This window comes from Microcoleus sp. FACHB-1515, assembly GCF_014696105.1.
Lineage (GTDB): Bacteria > Cyanobacteriota > Cyanobacteriia > Elainellales > Elainellaceae > JAAUTJ01.
This window is the reverse complement of record NZ_JACJPO010000056.1, coordinates 237,615-258,422: the sequence shown is the minus strand read 5'-3', so window position 1 is coordinate 258,422 and position 20,808 is coordinate 237,615. Positions and strand designations below refer to the sequence as shown.

Annotated in this window: 17 protein-coding genes; 9 read left to right on the top strand and 8 right to left on the bottom strand. The window is 51.5% G+C overall.

The annotated features are described in order from the left end of the window. Window positions 1–159 precede the first annotated feature (159 nt). The 3 genes from H6F67_RS19820 (at window position 160) to H6F67_RS19810 (ending at window position 5,029) form a co-directional block, all read left to right on the top strand. Entirely contained in the window at window positions 160–2,727 is a 2,568-nt protein-coding gene (locus H6F67_RS19820; RefSeq protein WP_206753920.1) for a GAF domain-containing protein, read from the top strand. Between the two features lie 85 nt (window positions 2,728–2,812). Continuing rightward, the gene (locus H6F67_RS19815; RefSeq protein ID WP_242020718.1) at window positions 2,813–4,057 is read left to right on the top strand and encodes a sensor histidine kinase; all 1,245 of its coding nucleotides are present in this window, start codon (window positions 2,813–2,815) and stop codon (window positions 4,055–4,057) included. A 159-nt stretch (window positions 4,058–4,216) separates the two neighbouring features. Further along, window positions 4,217–5,029, top strand: a complete 813-nt coding sequence (locus tag H6F67_RS19810) for an alpha/beta hydrolase (protein ID WP_242020717.1) — start codon at window positions 4,217–4,219, stop codon at window positions 5,027–5,029. A 15-nt stretch (window positions 5,030–5,044) separates the two neighbouring features. On the opposite strand, the gene H6F67_RS19805 is transcribed toward H6F67_RS19810, so the two are convergent. Next, complete coding sequence (locus tag H6F67_RS19805; RefSeq protein ID WP_190768343.1) at window positions 5,045–6,523, bottom strand: hypothetical protein; 1,479 nt, start codon at window positions 6,521–6,523, stop codon at window positions 5,045–5,047. Between the two features lie 96 nt (window positions 6,524–6,619). On the opposite strand from H6F67_RS19805, the gene H6F67_RS19800 reads away from it, so the two are divergent. Then, window positions 6,620–8,209 carry a glycoside hydrolase family 57 protein gene (locus H6F67_RS19800; protein WP_190768342.1) on the top strand — a complete coding sequence of 530 codons (1,590 nt, stop codon included), beginning with the start codon at window positions 6,620–6,622 and terminating at the stop codon, window positions 8,207–8,209. Window positions 8,210–8,505: 296 nt separating this feature from the next. Here the strand turns inward: H6F67_RS19800 and H6F67_RS19795 are convergent, their stop codons facing one another. From H6F67_RS19795 to hpxO, 6 genes are all read right to left on the bottom strand, one after another. Next, window positions 8,506–9,669 carry a fasciclin domain-containing protein gene (locus H6F67_RS19795; RefSeq protein ID WP_190768341.1) on the bottom strand — a complete coding sequence of 388 codons (1,164 nt, stop codon included), beginning with the start codon at window positions 9,667–9,669 and terminating at the stop codon, window positions 8,506–8,508. 102 nt (window positions 9,670–9,771) lie between these two features. Next, window positions 9,772–11,949: a putative PEP-binding protein gene (locus H6F67_RS19790; RefSeq protein ID WP_190768340.1), complete on the bottom strand. Its 2,178-nt coding sequence runs from the start codon at window positions 11,947–11,949 to the stop codon at window positions 9,772–9,774. A gap of 155 nt (window positions 11,950–12,104) precedes the next feature. Further along, window positions 12,105–12,608, bottom strand: coding sequence for a 2-oxo-4-hydroxy-4-carboxy-5-ureidoimidazoline decarboxylase (gene uraD, locus H6F67_RS19785; RefSeq protein WP_190768339.1), 504 nt, complete (start codon window positions 12,606–12,608; stop codon window positions 12,105–12,107). A 22-nt stretch (window positions 12,609–12,630) separates the two neighbouring features. Further along, window positions 12,631–13,206, bottom strand: coding sequence for a GNAT family N-acetyltransferase (locus tag H6F67_RS19780; protein WP_199304523.1), 576 nt, complete (start codon window positions 13,204–13,206; stop codon window positions 12,631–12,633). A 7-nt stretch (window positions 13,207–13,213) separates the two neighbouring features. After that, window positions 13,214–13,567: a hydroxyisourate hydrolase gene (gene uraH, locus H6F67_RS19775; RefSeq protein ID WP_190768338.1), complete on the bottom strand. Its 354-nt coding sequence runs from the start codon at window positions 13,565–13,567 to the stop codon at window positions 13,214–13,216. A 13-nt stretch (window positions 13,568–13,580) separates the two neighbouring features. Next, the gene (gene hpxO, locus H6F67_RS19770; RefSeq protein WP_190768337.1) at window positions 13,581–14,738 is read right to left on the bottom strand and encodes an FAD-dependent urate hydroxylase HpxO; all 1,158 of its coding nucleotides are present in this window, start codon (window positions 14,736–14,738) and stop codon (window positions 13,581–13,583) included. Between the two features lie 185 nt (window positions 14,739–14,923). Here hpxO and H6F67_RS19765 point away from each other — a divergent pair, with 185 nt between their 5' ends. Next, the gene (locus H6F67_RS19765; RefSeq protein ID WP_190768336.1) at window positions 14,924–15,175 is read left to right on the top strand and encodes a hypothetical protein; all 252 of its coding nucleotides are present in this window, start codon (window positions 14,924–14,926) and stop codon (window positions 15,173–15,175) included. A 188-nt stretch (window positions 15,176–15,363) separates the two neighbouring features. On the opposite strand, the gene H6F67_RS19760 is transcribed toward H6F67_RS19765, so the two are convergent. Next, on the bottom strand, window positions 15,364–17,364 hold the full coding sequence (locus H6F67_RS19760) for an iron uptake porin (protein WP_199304522.1): 2,001 nt from the start codon (window positions 17,362–17,364) through the stop codon (window positions 15,364–15,366). Between H6F67_RS19760 and H6F67_RS19755 the strand changes: the two genes are divergently transcribed. The 4 genes from H6F67_RS19755 (at window position 17,357) to H6F67_RS19740 (ending at window position 20,796) form a co-directional block, all read left to right on the top strand. Then, window positions 17,357–17,560, top strand: coding sequence for a hypothetical protein (locus H6F67_RS19755; protein ID WP_190768335.1), 204 nt, complete (start codon window positions 17,357–17,359; stop codon window positions 17,558–17,560). The two genes, H6F67_RS19760 and H6F67_RS19755, sit on opposite strands and share 8 nt — an antisense overlap. A 410-nt stretch (window positions 17,561–17,970) precedes the next feature. Beyond that, window positions 17,971–19,104 carry an ABC transporter substrate-binding protein gene (locus H6F67_RS19750; RefSeq protein WP_206753919.1) on the top strand — a complete coding sequence of 378 codons (1,134 nt, stop codon included), beginning with the start codon at window positions 17,971–17,973 and terminating at the stop codon, window positions 19,102–19,104. 104 nt (window positions 19,105–19,208) lie between these two features. Next, window positions 19,209–20,033 (top strand): ABC transporter ATP-binding protein, encoded by an 825-nt coding sequence (locus tag H6F67_RS19745; protein WP_190768334.1) that lies wholly within the window; start codon window positions 19,209–19,211, stop codon window positions 20,031–20,033. Window position 20,034: 1 nt separating this feature from the next. Further along, window positions 20,035–20,796, top strand: coding sequence for an ABC transporter permease (locus tag H6F67_RS19740; protein ID WP_190768333.1), 762 nt, complete (start codon window positions 20,035–20,037; stop codon window positions 20,794–20,796). The last annotated feature ends 12 nt before the right edge of the window (window positions 20,797–20,808 follow it).

Sequence of the window (20,808 nt, the reverse complement as noted above, 5' to 3'; positions counted from 1 at the left end):
GATCTTCCAGGCTGGCAAAATGGTTGAGAATGGTCGGAGCAATCGTCAATTCATCCATGACATGGAGCAGATTTAGCGTAAGCCTGCATCCTACCCCAATTACTCCAACCTCAATTTAGATGCGTTTGCCCTGAAGCAGAGCAATTGCAGCAGATGCGATTGGCCGCTTTGCGTGCAGATATTGGAGCCGCCCTGACCGAAGCGGAATCGCTACACGACATGCTGCAACGCTGCGCGATCGCGCTGCATGAACACCTCGGTGCATCTTTGGCTCGAATTTGGATGCTGGACGAATCAGAACGGGTGCTCACTCTGCAAGCCAACGCCGGAACATCCACCTCTGTCAACCTCAACCATCGCCGTGTTTCAGTGGGTCAATACAAAGTCGGCTGGATTGCTCAACACCGACAGCCATACTTGACCAATCAGGTTGTCACCGATCCGCGCACCAGCGATCGCGAGTGGGCAAAACGAGAAGGAATTGTTGCCTTTGCAGGCTATCCTTTGACCATCAAAAATCGACTTTTGGGCGTGATGGCAATCTTTTCCACTCAGCCTATAACTGAGCAATCTCTGCGGGAAATGGCCGCGATCGCCAGCGCCGTTGCAGTCGGCATCGATCGAAAAGTCGCGGCAGAAGTGCTGTGGCAAACCGCCGAACGAGAGCGAACCGTTGCCCTCATCTTGCGCCGGATGCGTGAAACGCTAAACTTGGAAACGATTTTTCACACGACCACTTCGGAACTGCGGCAGGCGATTGAGTGCGATCGCGTCTTGGTCTATCAGTTCGATGCGAATTGGAGCGGGCAAGTTGTAGCTGAATCAGTCGGCGATCGCTGGACTCCCATGATTCCCCTGCCCCTGAACAATTCAGAACTGGATCAGGTAGTCGATCGAGCGAACTGCATTGTCAAACAGCTTGACGACACAGAAGTACTGATTCGAGATACTTATTTGCAGGAAAATCAAGGCGGGCTGTATCGCCAGAAATCAAACTATTGCTGTGTCACCGATATTTATCAGCAAGGATTTGATCACTGCTACTTAGAATTATTAGAAGCTCTGCAAGCTAGAGCCTACATTATTGTTCCAATCTTCTGCGGCAATCAGCTATGGGGATTACTTGCCACCTATCAAAATGCCCGACCTCGGCAATGGCAGCTTGCCGAAATTCAAATGGTGTCCCAAATTGGCAATCAGCTTGGAGTTGCCGTCCAGCAAGTAGAACTGTTTGTGCAAACGCAACACCAAGCCGCAGAATTGCAGCAGGCGAAAGAAGCAGCGGACTTTGCGAACCGAGCCAAAAGCGAGTTTCTTGCTAACATGAGCCACGAACTTCGTACCCCACTCAACGCGATTTTGGGCTTTACTCAGTTGATGCAGCAAGATTCATCTTTAAGCGCAGAGCATCAGCGATCGGTCAAGATCGTCAGTCAAAGCGGTGAGCATCTGTTGGGACTGATCAACGATGTGTTGGAAATGTCCAAAATTGAAGCGGGACAAGTCACCCTCAACAAAACCGATTGTGACCTGCATAAGCTGCTGCACAGCCTAGAAGATATGTTGCAGCTTAAAGCGCGATCGAAAGGATTACATCTCCAATTCGATTGGGATGCAACCACACCGCAACTGGTTAAAACAGATGAAAACAAATTGCGACAGGTGTTGATTAACCTGTTAGGAAATGCGGTCAAATTCACGCAAGAAGGCAGTGTAACGCTGCGGCTGAAAGTAGAAACCTCAGATTCGGCTTTCTGCTTATTGAGCTTTGAAGTTGAAGATACCGGAGTCGGAATTGCAGCCGACGAGTTAGGAGATTTGTTTGAAGCCTTTAAGCAAACTCGCTCTGGGCAGCAGTCGCAAGAAGGAACAGGTTTAGGATTGCGGATCAGCCAGCGATTTGTGCAGTTAATGGGTGGCAAAATTAGCGTGCGGAGCGAATTTGGAAAAGGCAGTTGTTTTGCTTTTCAAATTCCAGTTGAGCCGCCTGAAGCAGCATCCTTGAAAGCAACAACAAACGCTTTCCGAACTGCTCCTTTCGTTGAGTTTGCTCCTCGATCGATCGAGCACCGCATCTTGATTGTAGAAGACCATCCGGCTAACCGTTTACTATTAAATGCGCTTTTAGAGGACTGGGGATTTGAAATTCAAGAAGCTGAAGACGGACAAGCCGCGATCGAGCTTTGGCAGCAGTGGCAACCTCATTTGATTCTCATGGACATGCACATGCCAATTGTAAATGGCTATGAAGCAACTCGAAAAATTCGAGCTTTGGAGCAGCAATGCAAAGGGAATCAATCTTCCACAAAAATTATTGCCCTCACAGCTAGCGCCTTTGCAGAGCAGCGACAAGAAAGCATAGCAGCAGGCTGTGACGATTTCATCAGCAAACCTTTTCAGCAAGAAGAACTGCTGAAAGCGCTATTTCAGCATTTAGGAGTGTCAAACAGAGAAACTGTTGCAGAAAAATCAGCTTCTTGCCATCCTACAACCCCTCATCAGATTGATCGCATTGACCCAACCATCCTCGCCACAATGTCATCAGATTGGATTGCTCAGATGTGCTTTGCTGCCGCTCAAGGCAACGATACTGCTAGCCTCAACCTGATTGCCCAAATTCCCTCTGAACATCAAGCATCGATCGCAGCGCTCACTCATTTGGTTGAGAACTATCAGTTCGATTCTATTCTGGAACTCATTGAGCTAATTCGTGTTGAGACCAGGTAGAGCAGCCGAATAAACCATGAGACTCATTTTCTAGCCAAGCTCAACGAGTATGGATACCGAAACCACTGAATTTGAAGCAGACATTTTGATTGTTGATGACAAACTTGAAAATATTCGCCTTCTATCGGATTTCTTGTCCACACAACAATATCAAATTCGTAAAGCAATCAATGGCCGAGCAGCATTAACCGCTGTTAAGACGATTCCACCTGATTTGATTCTCCTGGATATTAATATGCCAGGAATAAGCGGCTATGAAGTTTGCGAACAACTCAAAAGCGATTCCAAAACAAGCTCGATTCCAGTCATTTTCTTGAGTGCGGGTGATGATTTAGCCAATAAAGTTCGAGCGTTTCAGGTAGGCGCTGTAGACTACATTACAAAACCGTTTCAACTTGAGGAAGTCTTGATTCGAGTTCAAACTCAACTCACGCTGTGCAAGCTTCAGCGATCGCTTGAAGAAAAAAATGCGAAGCTTAATCAAGCATTAGATAGTCTCAAAGCGGCTCAAATTGCTTTAGTTCAAAAAGAAAAGACGGCAACTCTAAGAAAAGTTGTGGCTGGAGTCGCGCATGAGATTAACAATCCCCTTAGCTTCATCGCCTGCAATATTGAACCCATACGCCAGTATAAAAATCAGCTACTCAATCTCATTTCGCTCTATCAGCAAAAGTTTCCAGAAGTCGATTCGGCGATCGCCAATCTTCAGAAGGAAATCGATTTAGATTTTCTTGCTTCAGACATTGATAAAATCACAAATTCAATGAAACATGGAACAGAACGCATCAGTACGGTCATTTTAGCTCTGCGGATTTTTACTCGTTTGGATGAATCAGATATCAAGCAAATCAATGTCCACGAATGCATCGATTCAATCTTAACTTTATTTCACCATCGGCTGAATTCCAACCATCGCAAATCGATCGAGATTCAGAAGGAGTTTGAAGAACTGCCGCTCATTACCTGCTATGCCGAGCAGTTTAATCAAGCAATCTTCAATCTTGTTTGTAACGCAATTGATGCAGTAGAAGTGAAGCTCGATCAAACTACCGATTCTTCTTATCATCCCCAAATTTCAATTCAGACTCAAGTTGTTAACAATCAACTAGCGGTCAAGATTAAGGATAACGGTATCGGGATCGCTGAAGAAAACCAACCTCGCTTATTTGAACCCTTCTTCACAACAAAATCGGCTGGGAATGGCATTGGATTGAGTCTGGCAACAAGCCAAAGAATCATTGAAGAAGTGCATGGTGGCAGTTTGACTTACAGTTCGATCGCTGATGTCGGAACCGAATTCACAATTCGATTGCCAATTCTTGAGATTTGATACGGCTATCGGGGATTTCATGGTTTGATATTCAATTGTGTCTACCTGCTTAGCAAATGAGATTTGTAAGCAATAGCTCACCATTGCTATCTTGAAGTGAAAGCAGATCAATGAATCGGCTTAGTAAAATAATTGCAGAGGCGATCGATGCCATCTAGAATGAGACGATTGCTAATTGGTGAATGGAGTTGGAAGCGGCTGATGCGATCGCTTTTATTCATCTATCTTTGCTTTGCGCTGTATGTTTATTTTCGAGCAGACAGCATGATTTTTCTGCCGCCGCCTGCAAGCTATCAAGATTCTCCAGAGATTATCAAGATTCCGGTAAGCGATCGCGAGCGAATTTCTGCCATTCATTTACCCAATTCTCAAGCGAAATATACGCTGCTCTACAGTCACGGCAATGCGGAAGATTTGGGTGATATTCGTTCGCTTTTAGAAGAATTGAATCGTTGGGGGTTCAACATTTTTGCATATGACTATCGCGGCTATGGAACGAGCGACGGCAGACCGAGCGAACGCAATGCTTATGTAGATGTTGAGGCGGCCTATGGTTATTTAACGCAACAGCTTCGGGTTCCGATCGATCGCGTCATTGCCTATGGTCGATCGGTCGGCGGTGGCCCTGCCGTTGATCTGGCAACTCGTCATGCGATCGCCGGATTAGTATTAGAAAATACTTTTACTTCGGCTTTTCGAGTGGTCGTTCCGTTTCCGCTACTTCCCTTTGATAAATTTCCCAATTTAAGCAAAATTGCGCGAGTCAAATCTCCAGTTTTAGTCATGCACGGAACAGACGATCGCACGATTCCGTTTAGTCACGGTCAACAGCTTTATGAAGCTGCTCCAGAGCCGAAGATGCACTTGTGGGTTGCAGGAGCCGGACACAACGACTTTACGATCGTGGCAGGCGATCGCCATCGCATTGCTTTACAAGAATTTCAGCAGCTCATTGAACAAAATTCGTCTTGATGGTTCGTTCGCACATCAGCGAGTTAGCGCTACAGAAACCGGAAGCTGTTGCGCTTCACTCGCGCCCGCTGGTGTCCAGTTGATTCCGCTGATCGTGACGTTGCTCACTTGCGGATCGATCGCGATCGACCCGCTAAACGGTACGGTGCGCTGAGGCGGCAGTTCACTAAAATTTAGAGCGCTATTGCCTGCGGGTGGAGCGGCAGGACTGGCGGGTGGAGCAGCAGGGCTAGCCGGAGGCGTCGCTTCAGTCGGCGTGGGGGCAGTGCCCTGATAGGCGATCGACACATTGGCGATCGGCTGGTTGGTGTTGTTTGTGATGCAGCCGACAATCTCACTGCCGCTTTGAAAGCGGATGTTGCTCAGCTCAACGGGTGCGCCGCCTGTGGCTGTAGTCGGACAGCGGACTTCACGAGTGACGGTGAAGGTGGTGTTGGGCGGCGGGGCACTGGCGATTGGACGGCTCGCTTGTTCACGAGCATCGGCAAGCTGCGTTTCTGCCTGTCGCAGTCGCGTTTGCGCCGCTGCATAGTTGGGGCTGTTAGCAGGAATCGATTGAAGCAGATCGATCGACTGTTGCCACTGGCTTGCCACCAAACTCCAATCGTCAGCAGACTGAGCAGCCTGCGCGAGTGCTTGAGCCTGTGTCTGCTTGGCAATCGCATCCTCCAAAGGATTCGCACTGGTGGGACTGGCGGGAGTGGGCGCAGGACTGGCAGGAGTGGGCGCGGCGGCAGTCGGCGTGGGACTAGACGGCGGCAAAATTGGTTCTGGATTGGGAGCCGTGCGATCGCGCCACAAAGCATAACCAACGATCGCGCCAATGAGTGCAGACAGCAACGCCAACACCACCAGCGGCAACAGCAAGCCCGACTGCCGCCGGGGACGCCGAGCGGTCACAATTTCTTCTCCGGGCGGAATTGCTGCTTGAAGCATCGGAGACGGCTGTGATGCGGGCAAAGGCTCGATCGGCGCAACGACTTCGGATTCGATCGGGTCAGGGCTGGCGACTGGAGTGTCAACCGAGGCGATCGGGTCGGGCGGCTGCATCCGAGGAATCGGCGGCGGAGCAGGACGCAAGGGCGGAGGCGGAGGCGGAGGCGGCGTTGGGGCTGTCGGGGGATCAGAAATTGGAGAAGCGCTAGCCACTTCCTGAACCGCTGCGCGATCGCCCTCCTGCCCAACTGCCCGATCGACCACCATTCCCAGCAAAATCTCCTGCACCCAGACGGATCGATCGTCACCCGTTTGTTTGCCGTGAATTTCGATTTCGCGAATCGTTTGCGTCTTCAGTCCCAAAATGCCGTTTTGCACAAAGGTCGTCATCGCCTGACGATTGGGCACCTGAGCCGCTTCGAGGTAGACCAGCAGGCGATCGCCCAGTCGCCCCACAGTGGCAGTGATCCCTTTGGGTTTGAGGGTGCGATTCATCAAAGCAGCGATCGCGCTGGGATCGCCGGATTTCGCTTGTTCGAGCAGATTTGCCTGTGTCATAACGGTCTACTATCGCACGATTGGTTTTACTTTTGCTTTACAATCTTGGCAACGGTCAAACCGCTGATCCCCGATCGATCATCCCCCAGTCTTCCTATGAGTATTGGATATCTTGCGCTTGTTCTGCACGCTCATTTGCCATTTGTGCGCCACCCCGAAAGCGACTTTGTGCTGGAGGAAGAATGGCTCTATGAGGCGATCACGGAGACATACATTCCGCTGCTGATGGTGTTTGAAGGGCTGATGCGCGACGGGATCGATTTTAAGATCACGATGAGCATGACGCCACCGTTGGTCTCGATGTTGCGCGATCCCTTGCTGCAAGAGCGCTATGACGAACACCTCGCCAAACTCGAAGAACTGGCCGAAATGGAAGTGGAGCGCAACGCCCACAATCCCCACATCCGCTACCTAGCTGAACATTATGCCAGCGAATTCAATTCGGTACGCCAAGTTTGGGAAGCGTGCGATCGCGATCTCGTCACCGCCTTCAAAAAATTCCTCGACAGCAACAACCTGGAAATCATCACCTGCGGAGCCACACACGGCTATCTGCCCTTGATGAAAATGTACCCGCAGGCAGTCTGGGCACAGCTAAAAGTCGCGGTTGAACACTACGAAGAAACCTTTGGTCGTCCCCCAAAAGGAATTTGGCTGCCCGAATGCGCCTACTACGAAGGACTAGAGCGAATGCTGGCCGATGCCGGACTGCGCTACTTCCTCACCGACGGCCACGGCATTCTCTACGCTCGTCCGCGCCCCCGCTTTGGCTCTTACGCCCCGATCTTCACAGAAACCGGAGTGGCAGCATTTGGACGCGATCACGAATCGTCTCAGCAGGTTTGGTCGTCGGAAGTCGGCTATCCGAGCGCGGCAGAATATCGCGAATTTTACCGAGATCTCGGTTGGGATGCCGAGTACGAATACATCAAGCCGTACATCATGCCGAACGGCCAGCGCAAAAATACCGGAATCAAGTATCACAAAATCACGGGAAAAGGCTTGGGCTTAAGCGAAAAAGCGTGGTATGACCCGTATTGGGCACGCGAGAAAGCGGCAGAACACGCCGGAAACTTCATGTACAATCGCGCTCGCCAAATCGAACATCTGCACGGCATCATGCAGCGTCCGCCAATCATCGTGTCGCCCTACGATGCGGAACTGTTCGGCCACTGGTGGTATGAGGGCCCCTGGTTCATCGATTACCTTTGCCGCAAATCCTGGTACGACCAAAATACCTACGAGATGACGCACTTGGCAGACTATCTGCGGGCGCAACCGACGCAGCAGGTTTGTCGTCCGTCTCAGTCAAGCTGGGGCTTCCGGGGTTTCCACGAATACTGGCTCAACGAAACGAACGCCTGGATCTATCCGCATCTGCACAAAGCCGCTGAACGGATGATCGATCTCTCGCGCCGTGAACCTGTCGATGAACTGGAATGGCGAGCCTTGAATCAGGCAGCGCGAGAATTGCTGCTGGCGCAATCGTCGGACTGGGCGTTTATTATGCGGACGGGAACAATGGTTCCCTATGCGGTTCGACGGACGCGATCGCACCTGATGCGCTTCAATAAACTCCGCGAAGATTTGCTGCAAGGAAAAGTCGATTCTGGCTGGCTGGAAAAAGTCGAAAAGATTGACAATATCTTTCCGCAAATTAACTACCGCGTCTATCGACCGCTGTAGAAGTTCCTTGCTCTTGAATAAATTGGCGATCGCGCTATTCGACATTTAGTTTTTTCAAACTTAACCTGTCGGTAGCAATCTGCGATCGCCCACTCCACATCAACGGAATTCTCAATTTGCATCGAGGATAAATTGATCATCCACCATCGATTTATGAATCTTCTGCAAATCGATCGCAACTTTGCCAATTTTTCAACTTTCCCATTTTTAACAGTTCAATCGCACTAAAAAGCCGTTCCCGCAAACGGCCAACTGGCGAGCGGGAACGGCTTTTTTAGAAGTGTGACTGTCGTAAATTAGCGGGCAGGGCTGCTGGCACTATCCACATTGACGATCGCTTCTTGCAGTTCCGACTGCAATTCCGGCGTCAAGATGACGCGGTTGATCGCATGGATGACGCCATTGCTTGCTGGGATGTCTGCGCCAATTACGCGAGCCGCACTGATCGAGGTGCCGCTCATCGCCGACGAGTTACCCATGTTCATCGAGTTGCTTGCGGAGTTGCGATCGCCGCGCGGGGAAAGCGTTTCGCCCTGCACGTTCGCCACGTTTTCGTTCGGACGCAGTTCACCCGAAGGCGGCTCAGAGGCTTGGTTGTCGTCACGGCTGTCCATATTCATGTTGCCGGTGCTGCCCATGCTGTCCATGCTGTCCATGTTCATGTTCGAGTCACCGCGCTGCACATCGCCCGGCGTGTCAAATCCGGGTGTAGCTTCGGGACGACCCGGAATTTCCGTTTGAGCAACGCTTCCCACGCCTCCGGGACTGCTCATGCTTTGGTCGCTGTTGGGACGAATCGAGTCGCTGGTGTCCACATTGCCGACGTTATCGTTGGGATTGAAGTCACCCGGAGGTGGCGTCAAGTTGCCTTCTGGCTGCACACCGCTGGAAGGCAGTCCGCCTGCGTTGCTCATGTCGCGATCGCTGTTGGGGCGAATCGACTGGCTGGTGTCCACGTTGGCAACGTTGTCATTGGGGCTAAAGTCACCCGGAGGCGGCGTCAAGCCAGTACCAATGCTGGTGCCCAAATCGATCGAGGCAATTTCCGAGGCAGGAACAACGCCCGGAACGATGTGATTGGAGAGAATGCGAACCAGCAAATCGCGGTTTTGCGGCTGCACCAAAGCGCGAATCGCATCGGGCGGCAGGGCGGCGAAGGCTTCATCGGTCGGTGCAAAAACGGTAAATTCACCACTGCTCAGTTTTGTCGCAATGCTGGGGTCTTCGATCGCTGCGACGCGAATCAAGGCGTTTAGCAGTTCAAACGAATCGCTTTCATCGACGATCGCGACGATGCTTTCTGACTGCGAGTTAGCCGGGATCGACACGGCAGATTGGTAGTTGCTGCCCGTCACACCCTGACGCGAAGGACTGGTTTGAGCAACCGAGGGGAGGCTAACCGACAAGCTCAAACCTGCAACGCCAATAAAGCTGGCGAGAAACTGAAGCGAGGATCTCATTAAAAATATCTCCAGAAAAATTCACACCTGTCCAGATTAGTAACGCCAATTACATTTGGTCGTCCCCCATCTGAAATAAGCCTTTAGTATAGTTAAGTTTTGTTAATGGAAGTCGCGAAAATCAAATTTTCGATCGATCGGCATCCTTGAAGCGCAATGAGCAGCGATCGCCTGTGCGGTGGTTTCGATCGCCTGCGGTTCAACAGAGATTGCCGAAATGCCCCACTGCACCAGCAGGGCAATCAGCTCAGGCTGGCTGGCGGCTTGGCCGCAAATCGAGCAGGAAATGTTGAGCCGTTGAGCCGTTTGAATCAGTTGCTGCATCGCTTGCAAAACGGCAGGATGCATAGCGGTGTGGTGAGCAAACTGCGGCTCATCGCGATCGATTCCCAGCAATAGCTGCGTTAAATCATTGGAACCGATCGCGATGCCCTGCACTCCCGCTTTCACATAGTCAGGCAGCAAAAACAGCACAGAAGGCACTTCCGCCATGATCCAAAGCTGAAAAGAAGGCTGCATCAACCCCGCTTGCTCAACTTGCGATCGACAATACTCAAACTCTTCCACCGTCCGCACAAACGGCAGCAGCAAATGCAAATTGTCATAGCCTTCCTGCTGAAGCTGGCGCAGGGCAAGCAGTTCCCGCTGAAACCAGCTTGTTTCCAGCGCATAGCTAGACGTGCCGTGCAGTCCCAACAGCGGACGACCACTCACCTGAAGCGATCGATCGATCGATCGATAGAACACCGGACGCGGATGAAGGGCAGCGGCAAACGGACGGATACGATCTTTAATTTGAATGCTGGTGGACACTGTTGCCGGAGCTTGCAGCAGATCGAGCAGCAGCAAATCGGCTCGCAGCAAGCCAATTCCCGCGATCGGCACTGACTGAATCGTTTCCAGCGTCGCCGCCTGACTCATATTCACCATCAGCTTTGGCTGCGTCGGAGATAGATGAGGCGGGGACAGGGCGATCGCCCGAATGGGTGCGCTAGGTTTGACCGTCATAGATTTACCCGTCAACTGTCGATCGATCGCGACCGGATAGAGCAGGCCGCGATCGCCATCGAGACACACGCGATCGCCCGTTTTGATTTGTCGCGTCGCATCAATCGCGCCAACGATCGCCGGAATGCCCAGTTCGCGAGCCAAAATTGCGCTGTGGCTGGTCATGCTGCCCTGCTCGATCGCGAAGCCCTGAATGCTGAAGCGGTGAAAAGATGCGATCGCAAGCCGCTTGGCAATCACGATCGCATCCGCAGGCAAATCGGCAGGAATTGTTTCGTCGTTCAGCACCCAAGCTGTTCCGATCGCTTGTCCGCTGGAGGCGGCGAGGCCGCGCACCCAAACCGGATCGCTCGCAAGACTGGGCTGCGGCAGGCCAACCTCGCCGGACAGCGATCGCACCTGCGTCAGCCAAAAGCGATCGGTCAGCAGCCACTCGAATTCGATGCCGCTGTGCATTTCGGCGGCAATGGCTTGGGCAAGCTGCATCAACTGCTGAATTTGACTGGGCTGGAGAATAGGCTGGGCAGTTGCAGTGGTGCGAACAAGGCAATCAGGCGATCGATCGTGACTGTTCAGTTGCAGGTGATGCGGACTGGCGCTCGATCCTTGCAGCAGATTTGCGAGAATCGTATCGGTTAAACCGCTTATGCCGTCGAGTCCGGGCTGACCTTGCAGCAGTTTTTCCGTTTCGCTCAGGCGCAGCCGTCCCGACGCGATCGCGGCTGAAATCGGCTGCACCAAAACGGCCAACTGAATTTCTGCAAGCGGCAGGTGCGATTCCGAAGGGCTACCGGAACGCATTCGCTGCCAGAACAGCAAGCTTTTTGCCCGAAACACTTCGCTCCAAACGCGCTTGAGTGCCACTGCGATCGCGTCCGGTTCTGCCCAGCAAATTTGCGGCGCGAGCCAGTCGTTCGCGCTTGCGCCGGAGTGCAGCACTTGGGGACGCAGCAGCAAGGCCGGAGTTTGCCAGGTGTGGGGCAGCCAGTCAGCCCGCAGCGGCGTGGCGGCGATGCGATCGCGAAGCTGGCGGGCAATCGCCTGTAGCTGTTTGGCATCCGACTCTAGATGCAGCGTCGATTGCGAAAAATCGGTCAGCAGCGGATCGAGCCAGTCGATCGCGGTGCGAAACTGCTCAAAGGCGATCGCGGTGATGACTCCGCCTGCAACCGGGAAACCGCGCTGCATCAATTTACTCAAACTCAAGGCTTGCTCGCCCACAATGCAGTGATGACTCGGCTGCACCTGGTCAAGCCAAAGAAAATGATTCAAGGCAAAAGGACAATGTACGGGCTATACCCACTTATTTTGCCTGAATTTACCTGCTTCTAGAGCGAGTGCGATCGCCAGATTCCAGTAATTTTCGGCTGAGGAAATTGCTGAGCGGAAACAGGCAACTTGTGGGAATTGAACGAGCCAAAACCGCTTTAGGCAGGCTCTACTCGATCGCGCAGGCGAAATTCAGCAATTTTGGTGATTTCTTCTAATGCTTGATCAATCTCAGTATCAAATGGATTTTCGAGACGGCGATCGAACGCTTCTAAAATACTTTCCTTCGTTTGATTTTTCACGGCCATCACGAATGGAAACCCAAATCGCTCTTTGTAGGTTTGATTCAGCGTTTGAAAGCGATCGAATTCTTCGGACGTGAGGCGATCGAGTCCGACTCCTGCCTGCTCCTGGATAGAAGCATCCGCCATTTTTGCTTGACTGCCTAAATCAGGATGTGCCTGAATTAAGGCAAGCTTTGCCGCTTCATCCAGCAGAAAAACCGCATCTTCCATGCGCTCAACCAGCACTTCTAGATCGAAAAACGGACGCTGCTGATAAACTTCACGCGCAATGTCTGGTGTATTTTCAAAAATGTCTCCAAGCGCGGAAACAAATTCAGCTTCGCTCATTTCGTTGAGTTGGGCGATCGAATAAGTCATGTTTTAATTGATGATAAAAGATTCATTGAGCGCGATCGCGTTGCCATTCATCTGCAAGCAGTCCGTAAACGATCAGATCAATATAGCGATCGTACATCCAGTTATCCTGTCGCAGAATTCCTTCTTTTTGAAATCCAAGCCGCTCTGGAATTGCTCGGCTGCGATGGTTTTCAGGCTGGACTCGAATTGTTAATCGATGCAGCTTTTGTTCCTCAAACAGATAGTTGATAATGCCTCGACAAGCATTGGTCATAATTCCTTTGCCCTCTGCGGTTTTTGATAGCCAATAGCCGATCGTGGCTTTGCGGTCTCTCTGGCAAATATCATGCAAGCCAAGACTGCCGACAAGCTGATGTTGAAACCAAATTCCGGCGGCAAAACCGCGATCGCTTTCAAATTCTTGCAAAGAGTCTTGAATGAATTTTTCCGTGTCTTGAAGCGATCGCGAATCATCCACCCAAGATAGCCATTGGCGCAGGCGATCGCGATTTTGGTCTACTAGCGCAAACAGAATTTCTGCATGACGCATTTCAAACAGCCGCAGTTCTAATTCGTCATCAATTTTGTAGTGAAACACCGAGTTGAGAAAATTCGCCAATCCAAGTTTAGCTGCCTCGGTACGTGCTATACGACCAAGGCGAAACTAAAAGCGGCACGTGATAGTGTGCGGCTGCATCGGCAATGCCAAACTGAATCGGAATTCGATCGAGAAACGCTGGATCGCCTAACGTTTCATTCGCGAAATAGCTACCAACAAAAAACACCAGTTCATAAAGTCCGATCGCAAACTCATCATCAGCCAGCATCGGTGTATCAGTGCGGCCATCCAAGTTTGTGGTGACGGTTTTGAGCCGTATTTTTTCACCAGAAGCGCGATCGATCTGCCAAAGTTCGATCGTCAAATTGGCTGCTGGACAGCCGTTCGCCGTGTCAAGAACATGCGTGGTTAATTTGCCCATCGTTCATGCCAAATTACTGAAGTGGCCCCGCCAAAATTGTGCGCGAAATCGCATCCATAATGTTAGAGCCATCTTCGCTTTTCAGTTCTTCATACCACTGCTGAGTTTTCTCCGGTTCCTTGCCGTGCGTCATGTTCGATCGCTTGCGGGCGCGAGTGATCACGTCTGCCACGCGATCGCGCCTCGCTTCTTCATATCGCTTCAAGGCATCCTCAACGCTGAGATTCGTCGTCTGCAAATAGTTTGTCAGCACCAGCGCATCTTCCATTGCCTGACAGCCCCCCTGCCCCAAATCGGGTGCGGTGCTGTGAGCCGCATCGCCAAGCAGGGCAACTCGTCCGCGCACCAAGGTTTGTAGCGGTTCAATGTCGTGAATTTCGACGCGATTGGTTTTGGCCGGATCGAGCCGATCGATTAGTCGCCGCACCGGAGCCGCCCAGCCTGCAAAGAAGCCGGATAGATCTTCGCGGTGATCGCCTGCGGGTGTGCCTTTTGGCAACGGCACGTCAAAGAAAAAGTAGAAGCGATCGCCGCCCACAGGCATCATCGATGCTCGCTTGTGTTCGCCGACATACACATCCCAACTATTTTTCGGGGCGAGGTCTTCGCTGGCGGGAACCAGTCCGTTCCAGTTCACATAGCCCACATAGCGCCGTTCGATCGGAGATCCAGTCACATAAGGGCGAATCATCGAGTGAGTTCCGTCGGCGGCCACGAGAACATCGCCTGTTGCTTTGTGTCCGTCTTCAAAGATGGCGGTGACGCTGTGATCGTCCTGCTCGATCGCGACGCATTTCGAGTTGAGCTGCACGTTTTCCGCGCCGAATTTGTCAAGCAGCATTCCCTGTAAATCCGTGCGAGCAACGGGATACGGAGCTTGACCGACGCGATCGACCAGGGGTTTGAGGCTAAACGCCGTCAGCTTTTCGCCTGTGTTGCTGTAGTAGGCGACCTGCTCCATCGGCCCACCGATTGCCGCGATGTCTTTGCCCAAACCCAGACGGTTGAGGACTTTGACGCCGTTTGACCACAGCGAAATTCCGGCTCCGGCAGGGCGCAGTTCGCTGACGCGATCGTACATTTCGACTGCATATCCGGCCTGCCGCAGGGCAATCCCGGTTGCCAAACCGCCCATTCCCGCGCCAATCACGATCGCTTTTAAGTTTTCCATTTTGAGTTACCCCAGTGGAAGATGTGAAATCTCTAGTACAGCTTGTAAAATAAAAATGTTACTGAAGAACAATTTGACTGCATCTTGTCCGAAATTGCTGCGCCATGCCGCGAGAACCTTGAAAGATTTGGGTTTTCTGGAATTAAGCTGCGCTCAAATTGCGCTTCACTTTCTGGAGGATAACCATGAATCCGCAGTGGCAACGCTATCGAGAACTCGAATTAATTCCCGATTCTGCACCTGCTCCGCGTCAAGCAAAGTTCCAGCTTGGGTTGCCGCTCACGGCAGCTTGGCGATCGCTCCTCAATGCTTTGGCGCGAGAGCAATTTTATGAGCAGCGCACCGAGTATTTAGAGCGCTGCTGGATGCTGAATTACGAAGCACCTTATGCAGGCGAGTCAAAAGCGCTGCATAAGCTGTGGCTGCTGATGGATTAAAAGCATTTACTATCATTTTTTCCTGAGATTCTTGCTCTGAGAAATTTTGCGTTAGAAAAAGGCTGAAAAAGTTGAGCCAGTTTACTTTGATATAGCGTCTTAGAAACCGGAGAAGTGTTGCATCTTTTACACTTTGCCGCAAAAACAGGCAGTCAAGCGCGATCGAAATCTTGACTGCCTGTTTGACGTTAGAACGAGAACTGCGTGCGTAAATTGCCGACCCAAATATTCGGGTTGTCGCTGAAGTTATTCGGATTGCCGATGAAGTAGATTGCGGGCACGATCGCAATATTGTTGGTAATCGGCAAGTAATAGGTCGCTTCAAAATCATACTGCACGCCGCCATCACCGCCGCCCGCAGCGAGGAAGCTGCGTCCGTCGAGAACCGAGAACGGTGTGGTGTAGGAAAGCGTCAGCCGAGCGCCATCCGTGAGGAAATCGAGAAACGAAATTCCTGCCTGAAGCGATTGCGCGTTGATGCTGCCGCTGTCGCGATCGTCATCTTCCGGCACGATGTCGGTTGAGCCATAGGTATAGCGGCCAAACAGCCCGATGTTGTCAGTGATGAACCAGTCGAAGTTGAAGCCAAAGGTGTCGGCAGTCGCGTCTTCGATCGAGCCACCAAAGCCATCGTCTGCCACGCCGTAAATCGGTTCTCCGGTTGCACCGCCGACGCCTTGACCTGTGATCACGCCGTTTTCATTGCGGATGTTCACATTGGCCGCCAAAGTCGATCGATTGTAGATAAACCGCAGATTGGCGCGACTGCTGGGTGAATAGGTGAGTTGCGCCGTGATGGTATTGGTGCCGTTGAATAAGCCGCGACTAGGATTTGACGACGTGTTGAAAAAGGCATCCGGCAAAAACTCGGTATTCTCGCCCAAATAGCCCACCGCGAAATCAAACTGGTCGTTGATATCCCAAACGATGACGAGGCCAGAACCGCGATCGATCGCGTTCAAAAGTGTGCTGCCGCTGGCGTTAAAGCTGCTGGCTCCTGTGAGGAAAAGTGTGAAAGCGTTCTGGTCAAAATAGCGATACCAGTTGATGCGCGGCCCCACAACAAACTGAAAATCATCGCCGACGGGAAAGCTGTAAAACAATTCGCGGACGCTGACGACGTTGGCCGTTGGGGTTCCGGTTTGGTCAGTAAATGGTGTTCCAAACGTGTTGAATAATCCGGCTGAGGCAAACACGTTGCTCGGCGAATTGGACGAACCAAACACCAACTGCGTCACAAGCGAATCGCGCCCTGAAAAAGACGTGTTCAGGCTCAACAGCGCATAGCGGTTAAACACAATTTCCGCGTCGTCGCCATCGACAATGCTGACGATCGGCCTGCCCGTCACTGAATTTCGGCCTGCCGGACGCAAATTCAGCGGTGTACCAAGATTGCTCGTTTCAACCTGTACATCATCGGTCGCTGCTGCACCCGTGACGTTGAACCAAACCTGACCGCGCAAAACGGTTGTGGTGGAAAACTGATTGGCTTCGAGTTCTGCCGTGCGAGCTTCGAGCGCATCAACGCGACCGCGCAAGGTTGCTAGTTCTGCGGCAAATTCTTCTTGCAAGCGCCGCACCGAGGCTAAATCTTCTTCCGTGATGGCATCGGCAAGTCCGGCCTGAATGATTTCATTGATGCGATCGAGACAGGCATTCAATCCTGCCGCAAACTCGAAGCGCGTCAGTGCCCGCTGTCCTCGATAGGTTCCATCGGGATATCCGGCAATACAGCCGTAGCGCTCAACGAGGGATTGCAACGCCTGAAACGCCCAGTCGGTCGGCTGCACGTCCGACAGTTGCGAGATCGATGTCACCTGCGCCATCGCCGTTGCATTCGATCGCGTCGGCTGTATATCGGTTGGCTGCACCTCGGCAAGCTGCGACACCGAAGGAACTTGCGACATAGCCGGACTTGAAGCAGGTTGCTCGATCGCCTTGGTCGGCACAGGTCGTTCAAGCAGGACGGTTGCGGATGGCTCGATCTCCGGGGACGGCTCAATGAATTGGGGCAAATCGTTCAGTTCAGTGGAAGACGGCTCGATCGCATCGGGTGAATCGCTCAGTTCAATCACCAAATCATCTGCCAGAACGGGCGGCGCAATCAGCACCAGCGCCAGAAACAGTGAATTAAAAAGCGATCGCCGCCAAAACAAACGTGCCTGAGTTGAAACGGGTTGAGTGTTCATTGAAGTTGTGAAATTCGTGCAGGTGAAGTTGAACTGTGCGGTCGAAACAACGCAAATCGATCGCACAAGCGGCGTGGAGGAAGCGAATCACCAAACAGCAAACGCTGACCAAATTACTGACAGCGATCGCCTGAACGAGCAGACTTTCGCAGCGCAATCAGCAGAGCTTGATCACAGCAAGAAACAACCAAAGTAAGAGAAAGCCTATGTCACCAAAACTACATCAGCGATCGCAAAAATTCTCGCCCAAAGAATCAAGTTGCAATACAGATGTTGGGAGCGTTGAAACACAGGATATCACCTCAGCAATTGATTCCACTCAAGTTTTAGCTGGATGTCAAAGTTCCTTAACTTTGATGCAATTGTCACACGCTTACTACGGAAGAACGAGTAAAAATAAACTCAATTTGTATATCAAAATACAGAAAATAGCTAAATCTGTCTCTTGAATGAATACTGTATACATTCCATCTCACTCAAGGTAGATCGTAGCGCCCATCGCTCACAATCGAACTGCGATCGCACCGGATGAAAGTAAGAGAAACCGCCTAAGTTCGCTCGACTGCCCCGCTCAACTGCCCTTTGTTTGCACGCTGGAGATTTATTGTGAAGAAAGCGAATTTGAAATACCTGTCTTTGCTTCTCGCCGCAACGCTGATGACGGCTGTGGCCGGATGTGCCACGCAAGCTCCCACCGCAAATTCTGGTGCGGGTGCTTCACCTGCCGCAACCACTGCTGCCTCGCCTGCCAATCAGCAAGGGCAAACGAATGTGCGCGTGCAGCTTTCTTTCTTAACGCAAAGTTTGGATGCACCTTTGATTGTGGCGATCGACAAAGGCTATTTTGCCGAAGAAGGGTTAAACGTTTCTTATGAGCGTGGCTTTGGCAATGCCGACACAATCAGCAAACTCGGCAGCGGAAACTTTGACATCGCCTTTAGCGACATGTACAACGCGCTAGAGTTCAATCAGAAAAATCCCAACAGCAAAGTGATGGCCGTTGCGATTACCCAAAATGCCGCACCGTTTGCGATCGTGACGCTCAAAGATAGCGGCATCAATTCACCGCAAGATCTAGCCGGAAAAGAAATTGGTGCGCCCGCAGGCGATGGCCCTCGCAAGCTGTTTCCGCTGTTTGCACAAGAAGTCGGCATCGACCCCAATTCGGTGAAGTGGGTGACGATGGATCCCAAACTGCGCGAAAGCTTTTTGCTGCAAGGTCAAGTGCCCGCCGTGAGCGGCTTCGCCACCTCGGTGTTGCCCAGCTTGTACAAGGCGGGTCGATCGCCCGACGACATCAACGTCTTCTACTACAACGAAAACGGCTTGGACTTCTACGGCAACGCGATTCTCACCAGAGCCGCCTTTGCCGAACAAAATCCTGAAGCGGTGCGCGGCTTCATTCGCGCCTACATGCGGGGTCTGCAAGATGTGCTGAAAGACCCAAATGCCGGACTCGATGCTGTGATCGCTGCTGACCAAAGCAAGCTGATGGATCGCACAGCGGAAAAAGCAAGATTGCAAATTGCCCTTGAGCGCATGTTCATCACGCCAGAAGTTGAAAAAAATGGACTCGGCGGCGTGGATACGGCTCGTTTGGAGAAATCGCTTCAGCAAACCGCAGAAGGTTTTGGACTGCAAGGCACACCGCAAGTTTCCGATGTGTTTACGGATGAATTTTTGCCGCCAGCCGCCGATCGCCAGCTTCCCCCTGCCAGCGAACGCAAACCGTTGAGCTAAAGCAAGGGTGAGGAATGAGGAAAGCCCCCTCCTCACCTTTCATTCCTCACTCTTCATCTCTTTCCCATCTCGATCGCGCAATTTCATTTCACTCGGTGAAGCTTATGGTTCAACCGCTGACTAATTCTCGTGAGCCTGGTTTTGCGGACGGACAGCCGCTTTTGGAATTTGATGGTGTCGGCTTGGAATATCCGTTTGAGAAGCGGATGCGCCGGATTATTCAAGAAGTTTCGCTGTCGATCGCGCCTGGTGAATTTGTGTCGTTTGTGGGGCCATCGGGCTGCGGCAAAACTTCAATTTTGCGAATGGTTTCTGGGTTGAATCCGACTGCGATCGGTGAAATTCGCTATCGCGGTCAGCGCATCACCAAGCCGCTCAAAAATGTGGGGATTGCCTTTCAGAATCCGGTCATGCTGCCTTGGCGCAACACACTTGATAATGTGCTGCTGCCTTTGGAAATTGTGCAGCCATACAAAAATGAATTTCGTCAAAAGAAAGCGGAATTCATTCACATGGCGCAAGATTTACTCGCAACCGTTCGCCTGCAAGATTTCCAAAAGCAATTTCCCTGGCAGCTATCGGGCGGAATGCGGCAGCGCACTTCGCTCTGTCGTGCTTTGATTCATCAGCCAGAAATTCTATTGCTCGATGAGCCATTTGGCGCACTGGATGCATTTACTCGCGAAGAAATGTGGACGATGCTGCAAGCATTATGGATGCGCGTGAAATGCGTCGGCATTTTGATTACGCATGATTTGAGAGAAGCCGTATTCCTGTCCGATCGCGTCTTCGTGATGAGCGCTCGACCCAGCACAATCATTTATGAAACGAAGATTGATTTGCCGCGTCCGCGCACGCTTGATATGGAATTGAGTGACGAGTTTAATCACTATTTCTCCAGCATTCGCCGCCAGATTCAGCACAACTAAAATGGAAAAATTTCTTAAGTCAAAAACAGCGGGTTTTGTCTTGCCGTTTGTCGCGACGATCGTTCTGCTTGCCCTGTGGGAACTGGTGGTGATTATCTTCAAAATTCCACCGTTCAGCCTGCCTGCACCCAGCGGAATTTTGCAAGCAATGGCAAATTTTGCGCCGCAGCTAATTGCTAATTCCTGGCGGACGCTGTGGACAACTTTGGTTGGATTTGTGTTGGCGGTTGGGTTTGGTGTGCTTCTCGGATTTATGATTGGCTATTCGAGAATTGCCTACCTGACGCTCTATCCCTTGCTGGTGGCCTTTAATACGATTCCCAAGGCGGCGATCGTCCCTTTGCTAGCAATTTGGATGGGTGCGAACGCTCGACCTGCGGTGATTACAGCGTTTCTGCTCGCCTTTTTCCCGATCGCCGTCAACGTGGCTTTGGGACTGGATACCGTTGAGCCAGAAATGAAAGATGTGCTGCGATCGCTCGGCGCAAACCAAGTTGAAACCTTTCAAAAAATCGGCTGGCCGCACACGCTGCCTTATATTTTTGCTTCGCTCAAAATTGCTGCTTCATTTGCCTTTATTGGCACAGTTATTTCTGAATCGGTTGCGTCTAATGCTGGCTTGGGCTATCTGATTGTGCAAGCCACTTCCAGCTTTGATATTCCGCTTGCATTTGCTGCCCTACTCATCCTCGCGTTGATGGGTGTCGTTCTCTATGGTTTCTTTGTTTTTGTCGAAAAAAAAGTGATTTATTGGGCGCGATAGGCTGCTTGAATT

Excerpts from the sequence above, each read along its gene's own strand:
- H6F67_RS19810 (WP_242020717.1), top strand. The coding sequence starts at position 4,217 with ATGAGACGATTGCTAATTGGTGAATGGAGTTGGAAGCGGCTGATGCGA.
- H6F67_RS19805 (WP_190768343.1), bottom strand. The coding sequence starts at position 6,523 with ATGACACAGGCAAATCTGCTCGAACAAGCGAAATCCGGCGATCCCAGC.
- H6F67_RS19800 (WP_190768342.1), top strand. The coding sequence starts at position 6,620 with ATGAGTATTGGATATCTTGCGCTTGTTCTGCACGCTCATTTGCCATTT.
- H6F67_RS19795 (WP_190768341.1), bottom strand. The coding sequence starts at position 9,669 with ATGAGATCCTCGCTTCAGTTTCTCGCCAGCTTTATTGGCGTTGCAGGT.
- uraD (WP_190768339.1), bottom strand. The coding sequence starts at position 12,608 with ATGACTTATTCGATCGCCCAACTCAACGAAATGAGCGAAGCTGAATTT.
- uraH (WP_190768338.1), bottom strand. The coding sequence starts at position 13,567 with ATGGGCAAATTAACCACGCATGTTCTTGACACGGCGAACGGCTGTCCA.
- hpxO (WP_190768337.1), bottom strand. The coding sequence starts at position 14,738 with ATGGAAAACTTAAAAGCGATCGTGATTGGCGCGGGAATGGGCGGTTTG.
- H6F67_RS19765 (WP_190768336.1), top strand. The coding sequence starts at position 14,924 with ATGAATCCGCAGTGGCAACGCTATCGAGAACTCGAATTAATTCCCGAT.
- H6F67_RS19760 (WP_199304522.1), bottom strand. The coding sequence starts at position 17,364 with ATGAACACTCAACCCGTTTCAACTCAGGCACGTTTGTTTTGGCGGCGA.
- H6F67_RS19745 (WP_190768334.1), top strand. The coding sequence starts at position 19,209 with ATGGTTCAACCGCTGACTAATTCTCGTGAGCCTGGTTTTGCGGACGGA.
- H6F67_RS19740 (WP_190768333.1), top strand. The coding sequence starts at position 20,035 with ATGGAAAAATTTCTTAAGTCAAAAACAGCGGGTTTTGTCTTGCCGTTT.